The following is a 25,332-nucleotide window of genomic DNA, read 5'->3' as shown; positions in this document are numbered from 1 at the left end:
TATGTAAGTTGTATCATGTTCTAACTTGTCCCCCAGATTCATATATTCTGTATGAAGGGGGAAGGTAAATGAAGAAGTTTGTTTTGATCGCTTGCATATTGTTTGTAGCGTGGTTTTCTGTTAACAATCCTCTTGTAGATACATATGTAGCATCACTTAAAGGAAACGTGGTTACTGTAGGAAAACAAGAAAATCCGCTATATCAAAGTATTATAAAAAATGCTTCTACATATAATATACCGCCTTCAGATGCTAAAATTGATGAAGTGTGGAAAGCAATGCCAGGCTATAATGGGTTAACTGTCGATATTGAAGCTTCATATAAAAATATGAAGAAAAGTGGAATTTTCGATGAAAAAAAATTAGTATATAAACAAACAACACCAACGGTACACCTTAAGGATTTACCTCCATCTCCTATTTATCGCGGGCATCCTGACAAACCAATGGTAAGCTTTATTATTAATGTAGCATGGGGAAACGAATATTTACCTGAAATGCTTGCGGCACTAAAAAAACACCAAGTAAAAGCAAGCTTTTTCCTCGAGGGAAGATGGGTAAAAAATAATCCTGACTTGGCAAAGATGATTGTGAGTGCAGGTCATGAAGTTGGAAATCATTCCTATACACATCCTGACATGAAAAGAATTACTGCTGTACAAACAAGGGATCAATTGTTAAAAACAAACGAAGTAATTGAAGCAGCTACAGGTAATAAAAGCATTTGGTTTGCACCCCCCAGCGGCAGTTACCGAGATGAAACAGTTAAGATAGCAGCTGAATTAAAAATGAAGACCGTTATGTGGACGGTAGATACGATAGATTGGCAAAAACCTACACCAGACCAACTAATCAATCGTGTTATTTCTAAGATTGATAAGGGCTCAATGGTCCTTATGCATCCAACAGAATCTACAGCAAAATCATTAGATCGCTTAATCACACTCATTGAAGAAAAAAGTTTAAAAATAGGGACTGTTAGCGATTTAATGAGCGAAGAAAGAATTATGAAATAAATTAACCAAAGAATCCAGATAATAATTGATAAAGCTCAAGTTTCCGCTTTCTATAGATAGGAGGATTTTGATGATTAACAGATATTCTTGCAAAAATGGAGTAAGAATTGTATTAGAAAATATTCCAACAGTGAGATCTGTAGCAATTGGAGTATGGATTGGCACTGGCTCAAGAAATGAAAATCCCCAAACGAATGGAATTTCACACTTTTTAGAGCATATGTTCTTTAAAGGTACCACAACAAGATCTGCGAAAGAAATTGCTGAATCCTTTGATAGCATTGGAGGACAAGTAAATGCCTTTACCTCAAAGGAGTACACATGTTACTATGCTAAAGTTCTGGATACACATGCGCAATTCGCTTTAGATGTTTTAGCTGATATGTTCTTCAATTCAACCTTTGTTGAAGAAGAACTAAATAAAGAAAGAAATGTAGTTCTAGAAGAAATTAAGATGTATGATGATACTCCAGATGATATTGTCCATGATTTACTTAGCAGGGCTATTTATGGCGACCATCCTCTAGGTTACCCTATATTAGGTACAGAAGAAACTCTAAATACGTTCACTGGAGATACGCTTAAAGACTATATCCACAATCACTACACACCAGAAAATGTGGTAATTTCAATTGCTGGAAATATCACTGATAGTTTTATTAAGGAAGTGGAAAAGTATTTTGGATCGTATGAGGGCGGGAAAAGTGCCATCACTGAAAACATTCCTACGTTCCATTCCAATCGTTTATCACGCAAGAAGGAAACAGAACAAGCACACCTATGTATTGGTTTCGAAGGCTTAAAGATCGGTCATGAAGATGTCTACAGCTTAATTATTTTAAATAACATCCTAGGCGGCAGTATGAGCAGCAGGCTGTTCCAAGAAGTTCGTGAACAGCGAGGGTTAGCGTATTCTGTTTTCTCTTATCATTCTGCTTACCAGGATAATGGCGTCGTAACCGTCTATGGAGGAACTGGTGCAAAGCAGTTGGATGTACTATATGAGACCATTCAAGAAACACTAGAAAAATTAAAACAAGATGGTATTACTGAAAAAGAATTAATTAATAGTAAAGAACAGTTAAAAGGAAGTTTAATGTTAAGTTTAGAGAGTACAAATAGCAGGATGAGCCGAAACGGGAAAAATGAGCTATTATTGAAGCGTCATCGTTCACTCGATGAGATTATTGAGCAAATTGACCAAGTAACCAAGCAAAGTGTAGATGGAATGTCTTCATCTGTATTTACAAACAACTACTCTGTTTCCTTGATCAGTCCAGACGGTCAATTACCTAAGGGATTAAAATAAAAGAAAAAACAGTTCACCCAGAACTGTTTTTTTCTTTTAGTGTCTAGTTCCAGCCCCTAGGAAAAATTGAACTGCATTTTTCTCCGGACAAGGCGCTTCCACTTTTCTTAGTCTAAATTAGGACTTACATTGATAAACATATAGTAAAGATGTTTTGAGAGGAGTTTATTCACATGAGGTTAAGTGAATTAAGCGGTAAAGAAATTGTGGACGTCAAAAAGGCAGAGCGTTTGGGAGTTCTTGGTCAAACAGATCTTGAAATCAATGAAAATACTGGTCAAATTCAAGCATTGCTGATTCCATCCTCATTAAAATGGTTTGGCTTTAGAAAACAAGGTGGAGAAATTAGAGTTCCTTGGCAGCATATAAAAAAGATAGGCTCTGATATGATCATTATTGATGTACATGAAGAAAAGTAATAGAAAAAATGCAAATAGCCTCAAAGCCCAAGCAAAGTAAATTTTGCTTGGGCTTTTTTTTTATCTGTGAATGGAAAACTCACAGATTGATTCATTCTTACATAAGATGTTGAAGTGATAAGAGTAAAAAGACTTACTGCTAGGATTTTTTTGAAAAGAAGGTGAATGATTTCATGCTGACAGGGATGCAGATAGCAGTGATCGGTGGAGATGCAAGACAGCTGGAGATTATCCGGAAGTTAACCGAGTTAGATGCCAGATTATCATTAATTGGTTTCGAGCAGCTTGACCACGCGTTCACAGGCGCTGTGAAGGAAAAGTTGGATGAAGTCGATTTTTCAAATATGGATGCCATAATCTTACCGGTACCCGGTACAAATCTAGAAGGTCACGTGGAAACCATCTTTTCTAATGAAAAGGTAATTTTGACAGCTGAACTGCTTATGAAAACACCTGATCATTGTACCGTTTACTCCGGAATTAGTAATGCTTATTTAAACGGGATTACCAAAGAGGCAAAGCGTCAACTTGTGCAGCTTTTTGAGAGGGATGATGTAGCTATTTACAATTCTATTCCGACAGTTGAAGGAACCATCATGATGGCCATCCAGCATACCGACTTCACGATTCATGGCTCAAATATTACAGTTTTAGGTTTAGGAAGAGTTGGGATGAGTGTTGCTAGAACCTTCGCTGCCCTTGGTGCAAGAGTAAAGGTTGGTGCAAGGAAGAGTGAACATCTTGCGAGAATTACAGAGATGGGTTTAACTCCTTTTCAATTAAGTGGGATAGAAAAAGAGGTTAAAGATACAGATATCTTAATAAATACGATACCGTTATTGGTTGTAACGGCTTCTGTTATTTCCAAATTGCCTGCCCATACTCTGATTATTGATCTAGCCTCAAAGCCTGGTGGAACTGATTTTAGATATGCAGAAAAAAGAGGTATAAAAGCACTTCTTGCACCAGGATTACCTGGTATTGTCGCGCCAAAAACAGCTGGTCAAATACTAGCTAATGTTCTGGCCCAATTGCTTCAAGATGATTTAGGTAAGCGAAAGGGGATAATAAAATGAGTTTAAAAGGGAAAAAAATAGGCTTTGGGTTAACGGGGTCTCACTGCACGTATGACGCCGTATTCCCAGAAATCGAAAAGTTAGTTCAAGCTGGTGCTGAAGTTTTGCCAGTTGTGACGTTTACAGTGCAAAAAACCGAAACTCGTTTTGGAAAAGGCGAGGACTGGATTCAGAGGATCGAGGATCTAACAGGAAACAGAGCGATAGATTCAATCGTAAAAGCCGAGCCATTAGGTCCGAAAATTCCTTTAGATTGTATGGTTATTGCCCCACTGACAGGTGTATCAATGAGCAAATTCGCAAATGCGATGAATGATAGCCCAGTTTTAATGGCTGCAAAAGCGACGTTGAGAAATTTAAAACCAGTCGTCCTTGGAATATCAACCAATGATGCTTTAGGACTAAATGGGGTTAACTTAATGCGGTTAATGGCAACAAAAAATATCTATTTTATCCCATATGGTCAAGACGATCCAATCAAGAAGCCAAATTCTATGGTAGCAAGGATGCCTATGTTAATGGAAACAGTAGAAGCAGCCATTGAAGGCCGTCAAATTCAACCTGTATTAGTCGAAAGATATAAGGACATAGACTAATTCACACTCCTTTCATCAAATATGGTTATTTCTTTCAAGGAATATGTTAATATATTTATAATTCAATCATCAGTGAGACCAGCATCTCACTGATGAGAATTTATAATAATCTTTTCTGATTCTTTTCCATGAACAGAAATGACCAATAATAATAGATGAAAGATTGAAAGGGGTACTAGAAAATGAATCAAAGTAATGGTTATCATGTTGCCGTAGTAGGGGCAACAGGAGCGGTGGGTCAGCAAATGATCCAAACGTTAGTGAAAGAAAATTTCCCAATTAGACAACTAACTCTATTATCTTCCTCACGTTCAGCAGGTAAGAAAGTGACGGTTGATGGTGTTCTTCATACGGTTCAGGAAGCTAAACCAGAAAGCTTTGCTGGTGTCGATATCGCTTTGTTCTCGGCTGGAGGCAATATATCAAAAGAGCTTGCTCCTGAAGCAGTAAAACACGGAGCTATTGTAGTAGACAATACTAGTGCTTTTAGAATGGACCAAGATATTCCGTTAGTTGTGCCTGAGGTAAATGAAAATGATCTGCACGAGCATAATGGAATTATCGCTAACCCAAATTGTTCTACTATTCAAATGGTAGTAGCGTTGGAACCAATTAGGCAAAAATTCGGACTTAAAAAAGTTATTGTTTCAACCTATCAGGCAGTTTCTGGTGCAGGAGCAGTTGCAATTGAAGAATTACAGAATCAGACAAAAGCTATTATTAATGGTGAAACAGTAGAACCAAAGATTTTACCTGTAAAAGGTGATAAGAACCACTATCAAATCGCCTTTAATGCGATACCACAAATTGATAAGTTCCAAGAAAACGGCTATACCTATGAAGAAATGAAAATGATTAACGAAACAAAGAAAATTATGCACCTGCCAGAACTGCATGTTGCAGCGACTTGCGTACGTTTACCTGTAGCAGTGGGTCACTCGGAATCTGTTTATTTTGAAATCGAAACAGATGGCGTAAGTGCGAATGAAATTAAAGAGTTATTAAAGACAGCTCCAGGCGTGGTGTTACAAGATGACCCAGAAAATCAAGTATATCCAATGCCTGCGAATTGTGTAGGAAGTAATGACGTGTTTGTAGGTCGAATTCGTAATGACCTTAACGAAGTTCGTGGTTTCCATATGTGGGTTGTTTCTGATAATTTACTCAAAGGTGCTGCCTGGAATTCAGTTCAAATTGCTGAGAGCTTGATAAAGCTGGGTTTAATCAAAGAAAAAAAATAAAGTTTTGATTATAAAGGCAGGTTTAAAGGTTATATGAAAATCATAGTACAAAAATTTGGCGGGACATCTGTCAAGGATGAAGAAAGCAGGCAACATGCAAAGAGACATATTAATAATGCGTTAGCCGAGGGATATAAGGTGGTAGTTGTAGTATCTGCAATGGGAAGAAAAGGTGATCCCTATGCAACGGATACACTTCTCTCTTTAATTGGGAGTAATGAAAATAAAATTAGCAAACGTGAGCAAGATCTTCTTGTATCATGTGGTGAGATTATTTCAAGCATCGTTTTTGCCAATATGCTGCAAGAAAATGGCATTAATGCGATTGCTTTGACTGGAGCTCAGGCAGGCTTCCGGACCAATAGCGATCATTCACAGGCAAAGATTGTTGAAATGAAATGTGACCGATTGCTGCGAGACTTAGAACACCATGATGTAGTTGTGGTTGCTGGTTTTCAAGGTGCTGCAAAGAACGGTGACATTACAACAATTGGACGAGGTGGCAGTGATACTTCGGCTGCAGCATTAGGAGCGGCTCTTAATGCAGAATGGATTGATATTTTTACGGACGTAGAAGGTATCATGACAGCAGACCCAAGAATAGCGGATAATGCGAGGCGCCTTTCTGTTGTCACATATACAGAGCTATGCAACATGGCCTATCAAGGTGCGAAGGTTATTCACCCAAGAGCTGTAGAAATAGCGATGCAGGCAAAGGTTCCAATTCGAATCCGCTCCACCTATTCAAATGATTTAGGAACATTAGTAACATCCATCTCAAAAGAGTCTCGAGGCAGTGATATTAAAGAGAGAACTGTTACGGGAATAGCACATGTTTCAAATGTGACTCAAATCAAAGTATTTGCTAAAAAAGATCAGTACTACTTACAAGCCGAAGTTTTTAAAGCAATGGCAAATGAAAAAATTAGTGTAGACTTCATAAACATTTCACCGAATGCTGTAGTATATACAGTAACGGAGGAAATGACGGACAGAGCAATTAGGGTCTTAAAGGAAATAGGACATGACCCTGTTGTAGAACGTCATTGTGCAAAGGTTTCTGTCGTTGGAGCAGGTATTGCGGGTGTTCCGGGTGTTACTTCAAGAATCGTTACAGCTCTTTCTGAGAATGGAATTCGCATTTTACAATCTGCTGATAGTCACACTACGATTTGGGTACTAGTGAAACAAGACGACTTGGCTAAATCAGTTAATGCATTACATGACGCCTTTCATCTAGAAGAAGAAACCCTGGATATAAAGCTTACGGATATCTAATGTATTAGACGACAAAAGTGCTGTCTGGATTTCCATTAATGCCATTGTCGCAACGGGATTTTCGTAATTGAAAGGAGTAGTAATATGGTTCATTTTGGTCGGGTTTCGACAGCCATGGTCACACCTTTTGATAAAAAAGGTCATATCGATTTTTCTAAAACCACTCAATTGGTAAATTATCTAATAGATAATGGGACAGAGTCTCTTGTGGTTGCAGGAACAACTGGTGAATCTCCAACCTTGTCGAAAGAAGAAAAGCTGGCATTATTTGATCATGTTGTAAAGGTAGTTGCAAAAAGAATACCTGTAATTGCTGGCACAGGCAGTAATAATACCTACGCTTCAGTGGAACTGACTAGAAGAGCAGAGCAGCTTGGCGTGGATGGTATCATGTTAGTAGCACCCTATTATAATAAACCGAATCAAGAAGGTTTGTATCAGCACTTTAAAACAATTGCCGAAGCCACTGCTTTGCCAGTAATGGTTTATAATATTCCATCAAGGGCATCCGTAAATATACATCATGAAACGATTATAAGGCTGTCAAAAATACCGAATATTGTAGCTGTTAAGGAAGCAAGCGGCGATTTAAATGCGATGACACATATTATTGCTAATACGGATCATGACTTCGATCTGTATAGTGGTGATGACGCGATAGCTTTACCGACTCTTTCCATTGGCGGGGCAGGGGTGGTTTCTGTAGCCTCACATGTGATCGGGAACGAAATGCAAGAGATGGTGAAGTTTTTCTTAAATGGGGATCATAAAGAAGCGGCAAAACTACACCAAAAACTTCTCCCAATTATGCAGGGACTTTTTGCTGCTCCTAGTCCTGCACCAGTTAAAACAGCACTTCAAATAAAAGGGCTTGATGTTGGTTCAGTAAGGCTGCCGCTTGTACCATTAACGGAACAAGAACGAGCTGCTTTAAGTAAATTATTGTTATCATAATATTAATGCCAATCGAATATTTATTCGATTGGCATTTGCATTTTTATACCGAAAAATGTGGAAACCGTATAACTAAATATCCTCAGATGGTAAAAACGACTAAATTTGGTTGTAAAGGTTTTCAACTATCAAGTATAATAATCATAACTGATTTCGATCGGGCAATTTTGAAATGTCGAAGACCTCTAGTGAAAGAGTGCTTGAGCTAGACAATCAACATAGGAGGAAACGGAAATTGATAAATAGAAAAAATAGTTCCATTAAGATTATTACGCTTGGTGGTATTGGAGAAATCGGAAAAAATATGTATCTTGTTGAGGTGGACAAGGACATCTTTATTATTGATGCCGGGCTAATGTTCCCCGAGGATGAAATGCTTGGCATTGACATCGTTATTCCAGACATCACTTATTTAACAGAAAACAAAGAAAGGGTTAAGGCTGTATTCTTAACACACGGTCATGAAGATCATATCGGTGCTCTTTCCTATCTTCTCCGCCAAATAGACGTACCTGTATATGGAACTAAACTTACCTTAGCTCTTGCAAACGCTAAGCTAAAAGAGCAGGAATATAGCGGAAAGACTAATTTTATTGAAATAACATCGGATTCTATTATCAATATGGATTCCGCGGAAGTAAGCTTCTTCCGAACAAATCACAGTATTCCCGACTCAGTCGGTATATGTGTCCAAACATCAGAGGGCAGTATCGTTTATACCGGTGATTTTAAATTTGATCAGGCCGCGACAAAGCTTTATAAACCTGATATAGGCAAAATGGCCGCCATTGGAGAAAAGGGTGTATTGTGTTTACTCTCCGACAGTACAAATGCAGAGAAACCTGGATACACTACATCGGAGGCAATCGTCGAACGAGAATTATCTACAGCTTTCTATAATACTCATGGAAGAATTATTGCAGCTTGCTTTGCGTCCGACATAAACAGGATTCAGCATATCTTTGACGCTGCAAGGGATAACGGTCGTAAAGTAGCGGTTGTGGGAAAAAGCCTTGAAAGAATTTATCATATCGCACTAGATTTAGGCTACTTAGAGGTAGAAGAAGATCTTATTATCCCAGTAAATGAAATAAACAACTACGAAGATAGAGAGATAGTTGTTTTAATGACAGGCAGTCAGGGTGAGCCGATTGAGGCCCTTCAAAAAATGGCTAAACAATCTGCAAAACATGTAAATATCCAGCCAGGAGATACAGTATTAATAGCTGCTTCACCACTTAGAGGCAGTGAATTATTAACATCTAGAACAGTGGACATGCTTTTTAGAGCGGGAGCCAATGTTATCTCAGGAAAAAGGACCATACATGTCTCTAGTCACGGCAGTCAAGAAGAACTTAAATTTATGATTAACCTAATGAAACCACAGTTTTTTATCCCAGTGCATGGGGAATATCGTATGTTAAAGGCCCATAGGAAACTAGCGTTAGATTGTGGAATAAGCGATGAGGATATTATTATTCCAGACCGTGGCGATATAGTTGAATTTAAGGATGGAAAGTTAAATATAGGTGGTAAGGTACCGTCCGGAAATGTTTTAATTGACGGAATTGGTGTTGGTGATGTTGGTAATATCGTATTGCGAGATCGAAGACTACTATCTCAAGATGGTATATTAATTGTTGTCGTTACATTAACGCGCCAGGATAAGAAAATAGCTGCTGGACCTGAAATTATCTCACGTGGTTTTGTCTATGTTCGCGAATCCGAAAAGTTAATGGATGAATCAACAAAATTAGTTCGTGACATCGTCCTAAAGAACATTTCAAAGGAATCCTTTGAATGGTCAAGTTTGAAGCAGGACATAAGAGATGGATTAAACCGATACTTATTTGAAAAAACAAAAAGAAGACCGATGATACTTCCTATTATTATGGAAGTTTAATTAGAAAGAAGGCATTGGATAATCCAATGTCTTTTCTTTATTGTCAGACCTGTTGATTGGAGAGAAAATCAACAGACAAGTTGAAATGATTCCTCGTATCTAAGAATGAAATTGTTTCATAGGTTAATACTAACGTTATCATGCGTGAAGGGAGACTTATGATGACTAAAGATTTACAAAAAAGCGTATCAGGCAATCAAGAAGGGCAGGAACCTCAAAAAGAGGATAAGCCCTCTTCTTTAATGGAAAAAATTCAACAGCTTGGGCAAACGAATGTACCACAGCTATCCTCAGATTCAAGAATTCATTGTTTAACGATTATCGGACAAATTGAGGGTCATTTAGCACTGCCTCCACAAAATAAAACTACAAAGTATGAACATTTGATTCCTCAATTAGTAGCGATTGAACAAAATCCAAAAATAGAAGGAGTACTTATTATATTAAATACAGTTGGAGGAGATGTAGAAGCAGGACTAGCCATCTCTGAAATGCTGGCTACACTCTCAAAACCAACTGTTTCGATTGTCTTAGGCGGCGGCCATTCCATTGGAGTACCAATAGCAGTCTCATGTGATCACAGTTTTATTGCTGAAACAGCAACGATGACCATCCATCCTATCCGGTTAACAGGTCTAGTAATTGGAGTTCCTGCAACATTTGAATATTTAGATAAGATGCAGGATAGAGTGGTTAATTTTGTGACGAAGCACTCGAATATCACCGAAGAGAAATTTAAAGACTTAATGTTTGCTAAGGGTAATCTGACTCGCGACATAGGTACAAATGTAGTTGGTCCAGATGCTGTGGAATATGGATTGATTGATGAGGTTGGCGGACTAGGTCAAGCGATGAAAAAGCTAAACGAATTAATAGATCAAAGTAAAGCATCTACCGAGGGGCTGGTTCAATGATTCTTTATACCACGATGCCGCAGGAATTTATATATCCTCCTAAAACAGAAGCCTTTACAAAACAGCAAACTGTAACCTATCAAGGTGTATCGCTAATTGTCGAACAAATGGATTTGCAAAACGTCCAGGTAGTTCGCATATTAAGCAGTGACCCACAGCATTACTTAGACGAGCGTATATGTCCTGGTGCTAAAATTTCTTGTGCCAGCATTGAAGGAATGTCCGCAAACTAGCTGGTTATTATGGTATAATTAGGATAAGAAGCTTAAGCAGCCATTCAGGCTGCTTTCTTCTTTTGGGGTTAATTATATCCCTATTGTATTTATACCAATGTTTGATAATGCGATAGGATGATAATGATAGTATTACACTTATATAGACAGGTGATTAGATGGCTAAGAAAAAAAGAAGATCAAAAAAGAGAGATAATCAATTAAAACAAACCGTTCAATTTGAACTTTCCGCGCTTGTCTTATTAGCACTGGCTATTATATCGATAGCAAAATTGGGAGCTGTTGGTGAGGCAGCAGTACTATTTTTCCGTTTCTGGATGGGTGAATGGTATATGCTCAGCCTGATTGGTCTGGTGATACTTAGTGTATATCTGATGTGGAAACGGACTATACCGTTTGTCTTTCATATTAAATTAGTTGGCATATATTTAATTGTTTCCTCCATTCTCCTTTTAAGTCATGTTACGCTTTTTCATTTACTGACAAACGATGGGAACTTTAAAAACCCAAGTGTTATTAGTAACACGTGGGAAATTTTCATGATGGAAGTCAAAGGAGAAACGAGCACAATTGACCTTGGCGGAGGAATGATTGGTGCTGTTCTTTTTGCAATGTTTCATTATCTTTTTGCTGAAACTGGTACCAAGATTATTGCTTTTATCTTTATATTAATTGGATTTATTTTACTTACAGGAAAATCATTCGGTGAATTTGTTGCAAAAATAGGTAATACTCTGATTGAATTTTCCAAGGGACAATGGAGTGCCTTTCAATTGGATATGGAAGAATGGAAGCAGAAAAAACAAGAAAAACGCGAAGAAAGAAGGATACAACAGCAGCGTGAACGGGAAAACCGTACGGCTTCTGTTCAGCCTGAAATCATTACCCCCCTGCAACAAACACAGGATGAAGTGGTTACACCTGAGCCCCTGATCTCAAGTTTTGCAGATCGTGCTTATTCAGACGAGGAATCACAAAAAACTAAGCGAAGAAAAGAGGATCCTAAAAACAAGGGGAATGACCAGATAATAGAAGAAGATTCCACTCCTCCGATTACCTTCACGGAAGTTGAGAATATAGCCTATGAGTTACCACCTTTGAGACTCCTTAAACTTCCGAAGAAGACAGATCAGAGCGGGGAATACGAATTAATCCATGCTAATGCAGCCAAGCTGGAACGAACTTTTCAGAGCTTTGGGGTAAAAGCGCGGGTAACCCAAGTCCATCTTGGACCAGCTGTTACAAAATATGAAGTGCACCCTGATGTAGGCGTTAAGGTTAGTAAAATTGTTAGTTTAAGTGATGACCTGGCCTTAGCACTTGCTGCTAAAGATATTCGAATTGAAGCACCTATTCCAGGCAAGTCCGCAATTGGAATTGAAGTACCTAATTCTGAAGTGGCAGTAGTGTCCTTAAGAGAGGTACTAGAAGCAACACAGAATAATAAACCTGATGCAAAGCTATTGATTGGACTTGGCAGAGATATTACTGGCGAAGCAGTACTTGCCGAATTAAATAAAATGCCCCATCTGCTTGTGGCCGGTTCAACCGGAAGTGGGAAGAGTGTTTGTATTAATGGTATTATCACAAGCATTTTAATGAGAGCTAAGCCTCATGAAGTAAAATTAATGATGATTGACCCAAAAATGGTTGAGTTAAATGTCTATAATGGTGTACCCCATTTATTAGCACCTGTGGTAACAGAACCTAAAAAAGCATCGCAGGCTTTGAAAAAGGTTGTAAGTGAAATGGAGAGACGATATGACCTTTTCTCTCATACAGGAACTCGTAATATTGAAGGCTATAATGACCACGTTAAAAGGCATAATATTGAGGAAAATGACAAGCAGCCACTTTTGCCATATATCGTTGTGATTGTGGACGAGCTAGCTGACCTAATGATGGTAGCTTCTTCAGATGTAGAGGACTCGATTACTAGATTGGCACAAATGGCCCGTGCAGCTGGTATCCACTTAATAATAGCAACCCAGCGTCCATCTGTTGATGTCATAACTGGGGTTATTAAGGCAAATATTCCCTCAAGAATTGCCTTTGCTGTCTCGAGTGCTACCGATTCTAGGACGATCTTGGATATGGGCGGTGCAGAAAAACTCCTAGGTAGAGGGGATATGTTATTTCTGCCTGTTGGAGCTTCAAAACCTGTTCGTGTACAAGGAGCATTTTTATCGGATAATGAAGTGGAAGATACCGTTAATTTTGTAATTGGACAGCAAAAAGCACAATATCAAGAAGAGATGATACCAGATGATACACCAGAGGCAGTTGGCGAAGTGGACGATGATTTATATGCTGACGCTGTTGATTTAGTTATTGAAATGCAAACTGCCTCAGTGTCAATGCTGCAACGCCGTTTTCGAATTGGATACACAAGAGCTGCACGGTTAATTGATGAAATGGAAGCTCGTGGTATAGTAGGGGCATATGAAGGCAGTAAACCTAGAACGGTTTTACAATCCAAACCAAACGAAGAAGTGAATTAAAAAAAAAGAGCCAACCGGCTCTTTTTTTTTACATATTAATCCTATCGATTGTAGACAACTATAAATTATAGCAGATTTAAGAGTAAAAAGGCCTATAAGTTTTGACATCTTTCGACAATTTTGCTTTTTTCGACAAAAGTTAGAAATTCTATTTCCATATGGTTAAAAAAATGGTATATTATTTTCGATTAGTAGGAATGATTATACATCAGATGTCTGATGTCTTAGGAAAGAGTTGGAGGTACCTGCATGTCTATTAAGCTAGATAACCGACATTTATATCTACAAGTGATCGATCGGTTAAAGCAAGATATTGAACTAGGAGTTTACAAAGAAAAAGAAAAATTACCTTCTGAATTCGATCTTGCCAAACAACTGGGTGTAAGTAGAGCAACGCTTCGAGAAGCACTTCGGATACTTGAAGAGGAAAATGTTATCGTTCGCCGCCACGGTGTCGGTACATTTGTTAACTCAAAACCTCTGTTTACCTCAGGGATTGAACAACTTAATAGTGTCACGGACATGATCTTTCAAGCAGGGATGAAACCAGGCACCATTTTCTTAAGTTCATTAACTGTTGGAGCTACTGAAGAGGATATTCGTCGTTTCTCATGTTCTACAAATGAGGGAATTGTGGTAATGGAGCGGGTCAGAACTGCAAATGGGGAACCTGTTGTTTATTGTATCGACAAGGTACCTGAAAAAATTTTGCCAGAGACATTTTCCCATGGAGAGGAATCAATTTTCTCCATTTTGGAAGAGGAGGCAAACCGAAAAATTACATACGCAGTTGCTCAAATTGAACCAATAGGTTATCATGAAAAAATTTCCCCAATATTAGAATGTGAACCAGAAACTGCATTGCTTGTCTTAAAGCAAATGCATTTCGATGAAATGGATGAACCAGTCCTTTTCTCGGTAAACTACTTTAAAGCAGATAAATTTAGTTTTCAAGTTTTGCGAAAAAGATTTTAATTTTTTGTTGATTTTGAAAACGGAATCAAACTGCTTTCTGAAAGTTCCTACTAAATCAAACAAAAATATAGGGGGTCAATTGCTTTGACGAAACGTAAATTTGGCTTAGCTATGTCAATGGTTTTAGCTGCAGGCACAATGTTAGCAGCGTGTGGTGGCGGAGATGACAAGAGTACTGGTGATGATAAGGGTAAAGATGCTGAAAAAATCGGGATGGTTACCGATGCTGGTACAATTGATGACAAATCATTTAACCAAGGAACTTGGGAAGGAATTAAAAAGGCTGAGGAAGAACTTGGAATTCAGTCAAAATACCTTAAACCTGCTGGTACAACCGAGGCAGAATACCTAAAAGAAATGGGTAACTTGTATGACGCGGGTTATAAATTTATTGTAACACCTGGTTTCAAATTTGAAACTGCCGTATTCAAAGCCCAAGATAAATATAAAGATGCAAAATTCGTCATCCTTGATGGTAACCCACATTCTGGTGACAATAAACCAGTCGTTAAAGAGAACTCTGTAGCCGTTTTCTTTGCTGAGCATGAGTCTGGCTTCCTAGCTGGTGTCGCTGCTGCACTTGAATTAAAAGAAGGTGAAGCTGGTTTCATCGGTGGTATGGAAATTCCTGCTGTTCAAAAGTTTAACTGGGGCTTCCAGCAAGGTGTTAAATATGCAAATGATAACCTAGGAACAACCCTAACATTGAAAGCCGAAAACGTAGTTTACCAAGGTTCATTTGATAACGTTGCAGCAGGTCAACAAATTGCTGCACAAATGTATGACCGTGGTGTAGATGTAATCTTTACTGCTGCTGGTGGTGTTGGTGTAGGCGCAATCAACGAAGCAAAAACACGTGGAAAAGCAGGCGAAAAAGTTTGGATCGTTGGTGTTGACTCTGACCAATACGAAGATGGCAAGTATGACGGAGATAAATCAATTATCCTGACTTCAGCTATGAAAAAATTAGACAATGTTACATTTGACCTCATTAAGCGTGAGTTAGATGGAGATTTCCCTGGCGGCGAAACGTTAGTATTCGATGCTAAAAACGATGGTGTTGGCTTACCAGCAGAAAATCCTAACTTAAGCGAAGATACAATAACTAAAGCTAAGGAAGTATTTGAAAAAATTAAGTCTGGCGAAATCAAAGTTGCTTCTGAACAAGGAAGCTTATTCAAGTAAAAAATCATAAAGAGACGGTTTTTTTCCGTCTCTTTTATGTCCTTTATGTATGATTGATCTATCAAGTATGCATATTACAAGAGTAATCATACTATAACTGTTTCAATATCTTTCAGTATTCGATGTTGTAATAGGGGACTCCCTATTTTCAAAGAATTTGAGTCTAAATAAAAGGTGAGTGCTACTATGAGTTATGTGGTTGAAATGCTGAATATTAGGAAGGAATTCCCTGGTATTGTAGCAAATGATAACATTACCCTAACATTAAAAAAAGGCGAAATACATGCCTTGCTAGGCGAAAACGGTGCCGGTAAATCAACACTAATGGGTGTATTATTTGGTATGTATCAACCTGAAAAAGGGATCATTAAAATACGGGAAAAGGAAGTAAAAATTAATAATCCTAACGTAGCCAATCAACTTGGTATTGGAATGGTCCATCAGCATTTTAAATTAGTAGAAAATTTTACAGTAACTGAAAATATTATCCTAGGCAGTGAACCTTTAAAAGGTATGGTTCTTGATATTGATAAGGCTGCTAAAAGAATTGCGGAATTATCAAAGCATTACGGCTTAAACGTTGACCCACATTCAAAAATTGAAGATATCTCAGTAGGAATGCAGCAGAGAGTAGAAATCATGAAAATGCTCTACCGTGAAGCCGAAGTTCTTATTTTTGATGAACCAACAGCAGTTTTAACTCCACATGAAATTGAAGAGTTAATGAAAATTATGCGTAATCTTATTAATGAAGGCAAATCGATTATCATTATTACACATAAGTTAAAAGAAATTAAAGCGGTTGCAGACCGTTGTACTGTTATTCGACGTGGTAAAGGAATCGGAACAGTTAACGTAAAAGAAACAAGCACAGCACAAATGGCAGAAATGATGGTTGGTCGCGAAGTTAACTTTAAAGTGGATAAGAAAGCTAGTACACCTGGTGAGGTTGTACTTCAAATAGATTCTCTTTCTGTAAAAAATAACAGAAAAGTATTGGGGCTGAAAAATTTCTCTGTTGAAGTCAAACGAGGAGAAATAGTCGGTATCGCTGGTGTCGAAGGAAATGGACAATCAGAAATCGTTGAAGCAATTACTGGACTTAGAAAAGTTGAATCAGGGAAAATCGTATTAAAAGGTAAAGAAATTACAAATATTCCAATTCGTCAAAGAATTGAAAGTGGAATTGGCCATATCCCTGAAGATAGGCATAGACGGGGACTTGTTCTTGATTATACACTAGAAAATAACATGGTTTTAGAAGTTTATAATAAACCTCCGTTTGCAAAGGCTGGATTACTAAATGGCTCTGCAATAAAGAAGTATGCTAAAAGTATTTTAGAAAACTTTGACGTTCGATCAGGTGAAGGCGGAGCTTCTATTGCAAGGACTCTTTCTGGAGGTAATCAGCAAAAGGCAATTATCGGGCGTGAAATGGAATTAGATCCTGATTTACTCATTGCCGTACAACCTACACGAGGATTGGATGTAGGATCGATTGAATATATTCACAAAAGATTAATCGAGCATCGTGATAAGGGAAAGGCTGTTCTTCTTGTATCATTAGAGCTTGATGAAGTACTACAGCTTTCAGACCGTATTGCCATCGTTAATAATGGAGAGTTGATTGGAACTGTTAATGCTTCTGAAACGAATGAAAATGAGGTAGGACTGATGATGGCAGGAGTGAGTAAGGAGGGAAGCATGTGAGAAACACCATTGTATCATTAATTTCAATTATTTTAGGACTAATCGCTGGTGGCCTGCTAATGCTATTTATAGGTGCAAGCCCGATTGAAGGTTATACGTATTTATTCCAAGGTGCATTAAAAAATATATCACGTATTGGTGATACGCTTGCAACTGCAACACCGCTTATTTTTACTGGACTTGCTGTTGCTTTTGCCTTCCGTACCGGTCTATTTAATATCGGCGCCGCAGGTCAGATGTTAATTGGCGGTCTTTGCGCTACTGCAGTGGGATTATCATTCGATCTTTCAAGACCCATCTTAATTCTCGCAATGATAGTAGCCGGAATTGTAGGCGGGGCATTATGGGCATTTATTCCAGGTTATTTTAAAGCTAGATTCAATGTACATGAGGTAGTATCAACCATCATGATGAACTGGATTGCTTATTGGACAGTTTATTATACTGTTCCTGCGTATTTTAAAGGTGGAACCGAAACAGAATCAAAACTAATCTCAGAAGCGGCTTCATTAAAAACGCCTTTGTTGTCTGACATGTTCCAAGGATCGTATATAAACATGGGAATTTTTTTAGCGATAATTGCTGTAATTGTTATTGCATTTATTATTAATAAAACAACTTTAGGATTTGAATTAAAAGCTGTTGGATTCAATCGACATGCTGCAGAATATGCAGGTATGAAAGTTAATCGCAATATTATCTTATCTATGTTAATTTCAGGTGCTCTTGCAGGTCTGGGAGGGGTAGCATTATACACAGGTAATGCTTCCAGTATCCAAATAGGTATTTTACCGTCACAGGGCTATGATGGAATTGCCGTTGCATTACTTGGAGCAAACTCACCGGTTGGAGTATTCTTTGCAGCACTCCTTTTTGGAATTCTTTATTCAGGAACAGGCTTTATGAATGCAATGATTGAGATTCCACCAGAACTTGCAAATACAATTATTGCGATTATTATTTACTTTGCTGCTACCAGCGTTCTGATTCACCGTTTATTAAATAAATTCCGTAAGACTCGTTCAAATGCAAATGATGTAAATGGACCTGTTGGCAAGAAGGGAGAAGCATAAGATGTGGGCCATAATTGAACAAATATTCCCTTACGCAATTGTTTTTACCATTCCTCTTCTTATTACAGCATTAGGTGGTCTTTTTAGTGAAAGAAGCGGTATTGTAAATATCGGCTTGGAAGGTTTAATGATTTCAGGAGCATTTGCAAGTGCAATAACTGTTAACTTTCTGCAAGATAGTATGACTGGATCCACGGTATTATGGATTGGGTTATTAGTTGCGGTGATAGTAGGGATTTTGTTTTCCTTATTACATGCATTTGCCAGCATCAACTTAAGTGCAGACCAAGTAATCAGTGGTACAGCCATTAACATGATTGCAATGGCTTTAACAGTATTCTTGGCCAGAAATATAACAGGCAGTGGTAATATTCGTATTACCAGCGGTTTTACACCATTTGATGTACCGATTTTATCCCAAATCCCAATTATTGGGGATTTATTATTTACAAAAACGTATGCGACAACTTGGTTTATATTAATCGTACTACTTGTAAGTGCGTTTATACTAAATAAAACAAAATTTGGCTTGCGTTTAAAGTCTTGTGGTGAATTTCCACAGGCTGCTCAAGCAGCAGGGATTAATGTAGTAAGAATCCGATATATCGGTGTCATGATTTCTGGGGCCTTATCAGGATTAGGTGGAGCTATCATTATCTTAACATACGCAGGCGAATTTACTGGTTCCGTATCAGGTCTAGGATTCTTAGCACTTGCTTCCTTAATTTTTGGACAATGGAGACCGCTTGGAATCTTAGGAGCAACATTATTCTTCGGATTTGCGAGCACTATCGCTAACGTATCTCAGGTTATTCCAGAATTGGCTGTTATACCGCCAATCATTCTGAAAATTTTTCCATACGTAGTAACATTAATTGCTTTAGTAATCTTCTCTAAATCTTCACAAGCACCTAAAGCAGCGGGAGAACCATTCGATCCAGGAAAAAGATAATAGTAAGGTAAACAGGGCTGACATTTGTCAGCCTTTTTTATATGGCTGTGTTAATGGATACTCATGATTTAAGAACCTGTTGATTGGAGCGGAAGGCGCTCGACTCCTGCGGGATAAACGAGCTGAGTGAGACCCCGCAGGAGCGAAGCTGCGAGGAGGCTCACGGGCGAGCCCGCGGAAAGCGTAGCGCCTGGAGCGCAAATCAACAGCCTAATTTAACACAGCCTTTGTTTTATATAATTTGTTAGTGGTTAAAGTTTGTAAAAAACAAGCCTGGCAAATTATAGTAAGAATAAGTGATAAAAACAATGGAAAAGATGTAAAATAACACGATGAATGTTTACATATATAATAAGAAGGATTTTGAAAATCTGAAGGAGGTAAGAGAATGGATTCAACTGCCGAAAAAATCACCAATATGCAGGGCTACAAACTCCATATCATTGAAACAGATAAATACAAAACGAATACATTTGTATGGAAAATGAAAGCACCTTTAACAAAGGAAGATGTAACGAAAAGAGCACTGCTTCCTCAGGTCCTACAAAGCAGCACCGCGAAGTATCCGACAACGACTGCATTACGTTCTTACTTAGATGAATTATACGGCGCTACGCTATTTATTGATTTAGCGAAAAAAGGTGAATATCATATTATTAGTTTTACGCTTGAGATTGCAAATGAGAAATTCTTAAGTGATCCTGCACCATTACTGAAAAAAGGTTTTGAACTTCTTTCGGAGGTTTTGACTAAGCCGAATATTTCTGGTAGTGCATTTGATCAAGAGACTGTGACCAAAGAAAAGAGAACATTAAAGCAGCGAATTCAATCAGTTTATGATGATAAAATGCGTTATTCCAATGTACGCCTGTTGCAAGAAATGTGTAAAGATGAACCCTACGCTCTGCAAGTTAATGGTGAAGCGGGAGATGTGGATGTAATCACGCCTGAAAATTTATACGATTATTTTAAGAAGGCATTTGCCGAAGATGAAATGGATCTTTATATCATTGGTGACGTAAAGGAAGATGAGGTAAAAAACCTTGCAGAAAGTCTATTGAAATTTGAAAATCGCACACCTCAAAAATTAATTTCCACAGAGGTACAAAAAAAGGAGCAGGTAAATGAAATAAAGGAAGAACAGGATGTAAAGCAAGGAAAGTTAAATATCGGTTACCGTACAAATATTGTCTATGGCGACTCCGATTATTTCGCACTTCAATTATTCAATGGTATTTTTGGCGGTTTTTCGCATTCGAAATTGTTTATCAATGTCCGTGAAAAAGCAAGCCTGGCTTATTATGTATCCAGCAGACTTGAGAGCCATAAGGGGCTTATGATGGTCATGTCAGGGATAGATTTGAAGAACTATGACCAGGCAGTTGGAATCATTCGCGATCAGTTAGAAGCAATGCAAAAAGGCGATTTTACTGATCAAGAATTAATCCAAACAAAAGCAGTGATTCGAAATCAAATTCTTGAAACCATTGATACCTCCCGAGGATTAATAGAAATTCTTTATCATAATGTTGTGGCTGCCAAGGATATTAAACTTGAGCAGTGGATTAATGATATGGAAAAGACGACAAAGGAAGAAATTGTTGCTGTGGCAAGTAAAATTAAACTAGATACCATCTACTTCTTAACAGGAACGGAGGCGGTAAAATAATGGAGAAAATTAATTTTGACCAGCTCCAAGAAGAACTTTACCATGAAAAGTTATCCAATGGTTTAAATGTCTATATCTTGCCAAAAAAAGGATTTAATAAAACCTTCGCTACCTTTACGACAAAATATGGTTCCGTTGATAATAATTTTGTTCCATTGGGAAAAGAAGAATATGTAAAGGTTCCGGATGGTATTGCCCATTTTCTTGAACATAAGCTTTTTGAAAAGGAAGACGGAGATGTTTTTCAACAATTTAGCAAACAGGGTGCATCTGCAAATGCCTTTACCTCTTTCACCCGGACAGCATATTTGTTTTCTAGTACCTCGGATGTAGAGAAAAACCTGGAAACGTTAGTTGATTTCGTTCAGGATCCATACTTTTCGGAAAAAACGGTTGAAAAGGAAAAAGGGATTATCGGTCAGGAGATTACCATGTATGATGATAATCCTGATTGGCGTCTCTATTTTGGGCTGATTCAAAATTTATATCAAAACCATCCTGTAAAAATTGATATTGCCGGTACCATTGAATCGATTTCCCATATTACAAAAGATCTACTTTATGAGTGCTACAATACCTTCTATCATCCAAGCAATATGTTATTGTTTATTGTTGGACCAGTCGATCCAAATAAATTTATGGATCAAGTTAGAGAAAACCAAGCGAAAAAGGATTACAAAGAGATGCCAGAGATTCAACGTAAATTTGAAGATGAGCCGCTTCAGACAGCAGAAAAAAAACAAGTATTGGAAATGAATGTGCAAACCTCTAAATGTTTAATTGGGATGAAAGCATTGCATGTTGATCAAACGGGTCCAGAGTTATTAAAGAATGAATTAACCATGAATGTACTTTTGGATTTGTTGTTTGGTAAAAGCTCGGAGAATTATAATCAACTTTATAATGATGGTCTTATTGATGAAACCTTCTCTTATGATTATACACAGGAACAAGGTTTCGGGTTTGCGATGGTTGGCGGAGATACAGAAAATCCCGATAAGCTTGCTGATGAACTCAAAAACATGTTATTTCAAGCTAAGAATGGAACAACATTTACAGAGGAGCAATTAGATAGAGCTAAAAAGAAAAAAATAGGGGCATTTTTACGTGCTGTGAACTCACCGGAATACATCGCTAATCAGTTCACAAGATATGCCTTTAATGATATGAATTTATTCGATGTTGTGCCTACATTAGAGAAAATAACGATGAATGATATTAAAACCATGGCATCAGAAGTTATTTCAGAAGAACGTTTCTCAGTCTGCCAAGTAACACCTAAGAAATAACAGAAGCGCCGCTAGCCGGCGCTTTTCTTTTCGATTAAAATGAGGAGTAATTAGAAATAGAAAGAGTGAAGCATGTGGAAAAATTCGTATTAATTACTGGAGCAAGCGGCGGGATAGGACGAGCAGTGGCTTTAAAACTAGCCTCTCTTGGCTATAATTTGTATCTACACTTTAATCAAAATGAAGCATCATTAAGGGATCTACTACATCAACTTGAACCTTTTGGCGGTGAATATAATCCTATTCAGGCTAATCTAGAGGAGGCCGAAGGATATAAAAAAATTTGTTCGCAAATTTTTTCCCTCGATGCCATCGTACATTGCAGCGGTAATACGCATTATGGCCTCCTTGTTGATGTAAAACAGGAAGATATTGAATCTTTAATGAGGGTTCATGTGATGAATCCTATAATGATAACGAAGGAACTGCTGCCAAAACTAATTAAGAAACGTTCAGGAAATATAATCCTAATTTCCTCCATCTGGGGTCAAACCGGTGCGGCATGTGAAGTTATTTATTCCACGGCAAAGGGGGCACAGATTTCATTTGTAAAGGCATTAAGTAAAGAAGTTGCATTAAATGGGGTGCGGGTAAATGCAATTGCTCCTGGAGCGATTGAGACTCCAATGATGAGCCAGTTCTCTGAGGAGGATAAGCAACTTCTTCAATACGAAATTCCCATGGGCAGGTTAGGTGTTCCTGAGGAAATCGCGAATGGTGTTAAATTTTTACTATCAAATGAATCTTCCTATATTACGGGACAAGTTCTTTCAATAAATGGCGGATGGTATACATGAATTATACATAATTTTTTAATGAATAAATTCCTCCCTATCATTGCAAAATAACAATGTACAACTAAAAAGGAGGGTTTAATATGTCTGTTTTAGATAACTGGAAGCAATGGGAAGATTTTCTTGCTGACCGCCTTCACCAAGCACAAAATGAGGGAATGAGCGAGGGTGCAATAAGTGCGCTTGCATTACAGATTGGTGATTACCTTTCAGAGCAGGTAGAACCAAAAAACGAGCAAGAAAGAATTCTCGCAGATCTTTGGTCTGTTGCCGATAAAGAAGAGCAGCAAGCCATTGCAAACATAATGGTTAAATTAGTTCAAAATAATGGCAGTCGTTAAGAGAGAGGGTAACCTCTCTTTTTTTTTGCTATTTACGAGTCATACATACTTAATTATTGTTTAAGCTTGTTTTTGCTTTCATCTTCTATCAAAATCATATATTATATTGGATAGATGAGGAAATGAAAAAATTGTCGTAACGGCTAAGGAGGTTTTTATGGAGAAAAAAGAGTGGTATTTAGAATATGAGATTCAAAAAAACCGTCCTGGTTTATTGGGCGACATTTCTTCCCTGCTCGGAATGCTGTCAATTAATATTGTAACCATTAATGGTGTAGATGAAGGTCGACGCGGTTTATTGATCTTAGCAAAAGATGATAACCAAATTAAACGGTTAGAGTCAATTTTAAATACAATGGACACAATAAAAGTAATAAAGATTAGAGAACCAAAACTACGTGACCGCCTGGCTGTCCGCCATGGCCGATACATACAACGTGATGCGGATGATAAAAAGACATTCCGGTTTGTTCGGAGTGAACTTGGTGTATTGGTTGATTTTATGGCAGAGTTATTTAAGCAGGAAGGACACAAACTGATAGGTATTCGTGGAATGCCGAGGGTAGGTAAAACTGAGTCTGTTGTAGCAGCGAGCGTATGTGCCAATAAGCGATGGTTATTCGTATCTTCCACTCTTCTAAAACAGACGATACGGAACCAGCTGATCCAAGATGAATACAACGAAAATAATTTGTTTATTCTTGATGGAATTGTTTCAACCAAGCGTGCTAGTGAACGACATTGGCAGTTAGTACGTGAGATAATGCGTTTACCGGCTGTTAAAGTGGTCGAACACCCTGATATTTTTGTTCAAAATTCTGAGTATACGCTTGATGATTTTGATTATATTATCGAGCTCCGAAACGACGCAGACGAAGAAATTACGTATGATATTGTTGACCAAAATAACTTATTCTCTGGCTCTGATTTTGGAGATTTTGGATTTTAATTAATTGGAAGGTGTTAATAAGTGACTGAATTAGGTAATCGACTAAAAGAAGAGCGATTAGCCAAAGGATTAAGCTTAGAGGATTTACAGTCAATCACAAAAATTCAAAAGCGGTATTTGATAGGGATTGAAGAGGGCAATTATTCTAGTATGCCAGGAAATTTTTATGTTCGTGCTTTTGTAAAGCAATACGCTGAAGCGCTGCAGCTTAATCCAGAAGAAATATTTGAGACTTATAAAAACGAAATCCCAACAACTCACAATGAGGATTTACCTGAGAAATTATCTCGGGTAAAAACGCGAAAGACTGTAACAGAAGGATCCTCGAAAATCTTTGATATCATTCCAAAGGTCTTAATTGGGGTCTTTATTATTGGCGCTGCGGGGTTACTGTATTTTTTCTTTGTTAATAACGTTGGAGACAAGGCCAATGACCAGATTAATGAGGAAAATGAGCCTGTAAAATTTGTGCGCTCTGAAAATCTGGACAAAGCAGACGAGACAGAAAAAGAAGACACAAAAGAAAATGAAGACGAAGAAAAGAATGATGAACAAAAGACTGTTGAAGAGAACCCGGTTGTAGAAACTCCTAAACAAGAATTAACAGCTGTTCAAAACAGTGGAAAGAACTCTACCTATGACTTGAAAAATGCTGAAAAATTTGTTGTAAAGCTGGTTTCAACAGGGCAAACATGGGTAAATGTTAAAAATAGCAGTGGTCAATCCAAGTTCCAGGGGTTATTATCAACCACTGGTACACAAAGTACAGAAGTAGATTTAACGGGCGATTCCAAAGCCGTTATTGTTGTTGGTAGGGCGGTCGATACAGAGATTTACGTAAATGACCAAAAGCTAGAGTATGCTATAGCACCTACTGATGTGGTTCAACAGAACGTAACGATTCAATTTGTTCCGAAGAACGAATAGTCATCCAGTGATGACTATTTTTCGTTCT

23 protein-coding genes are annotated in these 25,332 nt (G+C 37.9%); all 23 read left to right on the top strand.

What is annotated here, in order from left to right; translation table 11 throughout:
* Nucleotides 1-68 precede the first annotated feature (68 nt).
* The 23 genes from ABC255_RS21860 (at nucleotide 69) to ABC255_RS21750 (ending at nucleotide 25,304) form a co-directional block, all read left to right on the top strand.
* Entirely contained in the window at nucleotides 69-1,016 is a 948-nt protein-coding gene (locus tag ABC255_RS21860) for a polysaccharide deacetylase family protein (protein ID WP_335536971.1), read from the top strand.
* 70 nt (nucleotides 1,017-1,086) lie between these two features.
* Complete coding sequence (locus tag ABC255_RS21855) at nucleotides 1,087-2,325, top strand: M16 family metallopeptidase (protein WP_412996853.1); 1,239 nt, start codon at nucleotides 1,087-1,089, stop codon at nucleotides 2,323-2,325.
* A gap of 173 nt (nucleotides 2,326-2,498) precedes the next feature.
* A complete protein-coding gene (locus ABC255_RS21850; RefSeq protein ID WP_335536974.1) occupies nucleotides 2,499-2,744 on the top strand; it encodes a YlmC/YmxH family sporulation protein in 246 nt (81 codons plus the stop codon).
* A 173-nt stretch (nucleotides 2,745-2,917) separates the two neighbouring features.
* Nucleotides 2,918-3,820: a dipicolinic acid synthetase subunit A gene (gene dpaA / locus ABC255_RS21845; protein WP_412996851.1), complete on the top strand. Its 903-nt coding sequence runs from the start codon at nucleotides 2,918-2,920 to the stop codon at nucleotides 3,818-3,820.
* Nucleotides 3,817-4,416, top strand: coding sequence for a dipicolinate synthase subunit B (gene dpaB, locus ABC255_RS21840; protein ID WP_412996849.1), 600 nt, complete (start codon nucleotides 3,817-3,819; stop codon nucleotides 4,414-4,416). Before dpaA ends, dpaB begins: the two co-directional genes overlap by 4 nt.
* Before the next feature lie 182 nt (nucleotides 4,417-4,598).
* Nucleotides 4,599-5,657, top strand: a complete 1,059-nt coding sequence (asd, locus tag ABC255_RS21835; protein ID WP_412996848.1) for an aspartate-semialdehyde dehydrogenase — start codon at nucleotides 4,599-4,601, stop codon at nucleotides 5,655-5,657.
* A 33-nt stretch (nucleotides 5,658-5,690) separates the two neighbouring features.
* The gene (gene dapG, locus ABC255_RS21830) at nucleotides 5,691-6,935 is read left to right on the top strand and encodes an aspartate kinase (RefSeq protein WP_412996846.1); all 1,245 of its coding nucleotides are present in this window, start codon (nucleotides 5,691-5,693) and stop codon (nucleotides 6,933-6,935) included.
* Between the two features lie 84 nt (nucleotides 6,936-7,019).
* Entirely contained in the window at nucleotides 7,020-7,889 is an 870-nt protein-coding gene (dapA, locus tag ABC255_RS21825; RefSeq protein ID WP_412996844.1) for a 4-hydroxy-tetrahydrodipicolinate synthase, read from the top strand.
* 235 nt (nucleotides 7,890-8,124) lie between these two features.
* Nucleotides 8,125-9,792 (top strand): ribonuclease J, encoded by a 1,668-nt coding sequence (locus tag ABC255_RS21820; protein ID WP_412996842.1) that lies wholly within the window; start codon nucleotides 8,125-8,127, stop codon nucleotides 9,790-9,792.
* Between the two features lie 161 nt (nucleotides 9,793-9,953).
* Nucleotides 9,954-10,706, top strand: a complete 753-nt coding sequence (locus ABC255_RS21815; protein WP_335535623.1) for a ClpP family protease — start codon at nucleotides 9,954-9,956, stop codon at nucleotides 10,704-10,706.
* The gene (locus ABC255_RS21810; protein WP_412996840.1) at nucleotides 10,703-10,939 is read left to right on the top strand and encodes a YlzJ-like family protein; all 237 of its coding nucleotides are present in this window, start codon (nucleotides 10,703-10,705) and stop codon (nucleotides 10,937-10,939) included. Before ABC255_RS21815 ends, ABC255_RS21810 begins: the two co-directional genes overlap by 4 nt.
* A 158-nt stretch (nucleotides 10,940-11,097) precedes the next feature.
* A complete protein-coding gene (locus ABC255_RS21805; protein ID WP_412996839.1) occupies nucleotides 11,098-13,440 on the top strand; it encodes an FtsK/SpoIIIE family DNA translocase in 2,343 nt (780 codons plus the stop codon).
* 249 nt (nucleotides 13,441-13,689) lie between these two features.
* Nucleotides 13,690-14,415: a GntR family transcriptional regulator gene (locus ABC255_RS21800; protein WP_412996837.1), complete on the top strand. Its 726-nt coding sequence runs from the start codon at nucleotides 13,690-13,692 to the stop codon at nucleotides 14,413-14,415.
* Between the two features lie 84 nt (nucleotides 14,416-14,499).
* The gene (locus ABC255_RS21795; protein ID WP_335535615.1) at nucleotides 14,500-15,600 is read left to right on the top strand and encodes a BMP family lipoprotein; all 1,101 of its coding nucleotides are present in this window, start codon (nucleotides 14,500-14,502) and stop codon (nucleotides 15,598-15,600) included.
* A 186-nt stretch (nucleotides 15,601-15,786) separates the two neighbouring features.
* Nucleotides 15,787-17,310: an ABC transporter ATP-binding protein gene (locus tag ABC255_RS21790; protein WP_412996835.1), complete on the top strand. Its 1,524-nt coding sequence runs from the start codon at nucleotides 15,787-15,789 to the stop codon at nucleotides 17,308-17,310.
* Nucleotides 17,307-18,383, top strand: a complete 1,077-nt coding sequence (locus ABC255_RS21785; RefSeq protein ID WP_335537285.1) for an ABC transporter permease — start codon at nucleotides 17,307-17,309, stop codon at nucleotides 18,381-18,383. The genes ABC255_RS21790 and ABC255_RS21785 overlap by 4 nt, the downstream gene beginning before the upstream one ends.
* A gap of 1 nt (nucleotide 18,384) precedes the next feature.
* Nucleotides 18,385-19,335 (top strand): ABC transporter permease, encoded by a 951-nt coding sequence (locus tag ABC255_RS21780; protein WP_412996833.1) that lies wholly within the window; start codon nucleotides 18,385-18,387, stop codon nucleotides 19,333-19,335.
* A 388-nt stretch (nucleotides 19,336-19,723) separates the two neighbouring features.
* Nucleotides 19,724-21,004, top strand: coding sequence for an EF-P 5-aminopentanol modification-associated protein YfmF (yfmF, locus tag ABC255_RS21775; protein WP_412996831.1), 1,281 nt, complete (start codon nucleotides 19,724-19,726; stop codon nucleotides 21,002-21,004).
* Nucleotides 21,004-22,293 carry an EF-P 5-aminopentanol modification-associated protein YfmH gene (gene yfmH, locus ABC255_RS21770; protein WP_335529660.1) on the top strand — a complete coding sequence of 430 codons (1,290 nt, stop codon included), beginning with the start codon at nucleotides 21,004-21,006 and terminating at the stop codon, nucleotides 22,291-22,293. The genes yfmF and yfmH overlap by 1 nt, the downstream gene beginning before the upstream one ends.
* A 74-nt stretch (nucleotides 22,294-22,367) precedes the next feature.
* On the top strand, nucleotides 22,368-23,090 hold the full coding sequence (ymfI, locus tag ABC255_RS21765) for an elongation factor P 5-aminopentanone reductase (RefSeq protein ID WP_412996829.1): 723 nt from the start codon (nucleotides 22,368-22,370) through the stop codon (nucleotides 23,088-23,090).
* A gap of 80 nt (nucleotides 23,091-23,170) precedes the next feature.
* Complete coding sequence (locus ABC255_RS21760) at nucleotides 23,171-23,428, top strand: DUF3243 domain-containing protein (protein WP_179602315.1); 258 nt, start codon at nucleotides 23,171-23,173, stop codon at nucleotides 23,426-23,428.
* Nucleotides 23,429-23,585: 157 nt separating this feature from the next.
* Nucleotides 23,586-24,377 (top strand): DUF3388 domain-containing protein, encoded by a 792-nt coding sequence (locus tag ABC255_RS21755; RefSeq protein ID WP_034676716.1) that lies wholly within the window; start codon nucleotides 23,586-23,588, stop codon nucleotides 24,375-24,377.
* Nucleotides 24,378-24,398: 21 nt separating this feature from the next.
* Nucleotides 24,399-25,304, top strand: coding sequence for a helix-turn-helix domain-containing protein (locus tag ABC255_RS21750; protein ID WP_412996826.1), 906 nt, complete (start codon nucleotides 24,399-24,401; stop codon nucleotides 25,302-25,304).
* Nucleotides 25,305-25,332: the final 28 nt, after the last annotated feature.

The organism is Neobacillus canaveralius (assembly GCF_047237705.1).
GTDB lineage: Bacteria > Bacillota > Bacilli > Bacillales > Cytobacillaceae > Neobacillus > Neobacillus niacini_K.
The sequence above is the reverse complement of the archived record's forward strand: the minus strand, read 5'-3'. Positions and strand labels throughout refer to the sequence as shown.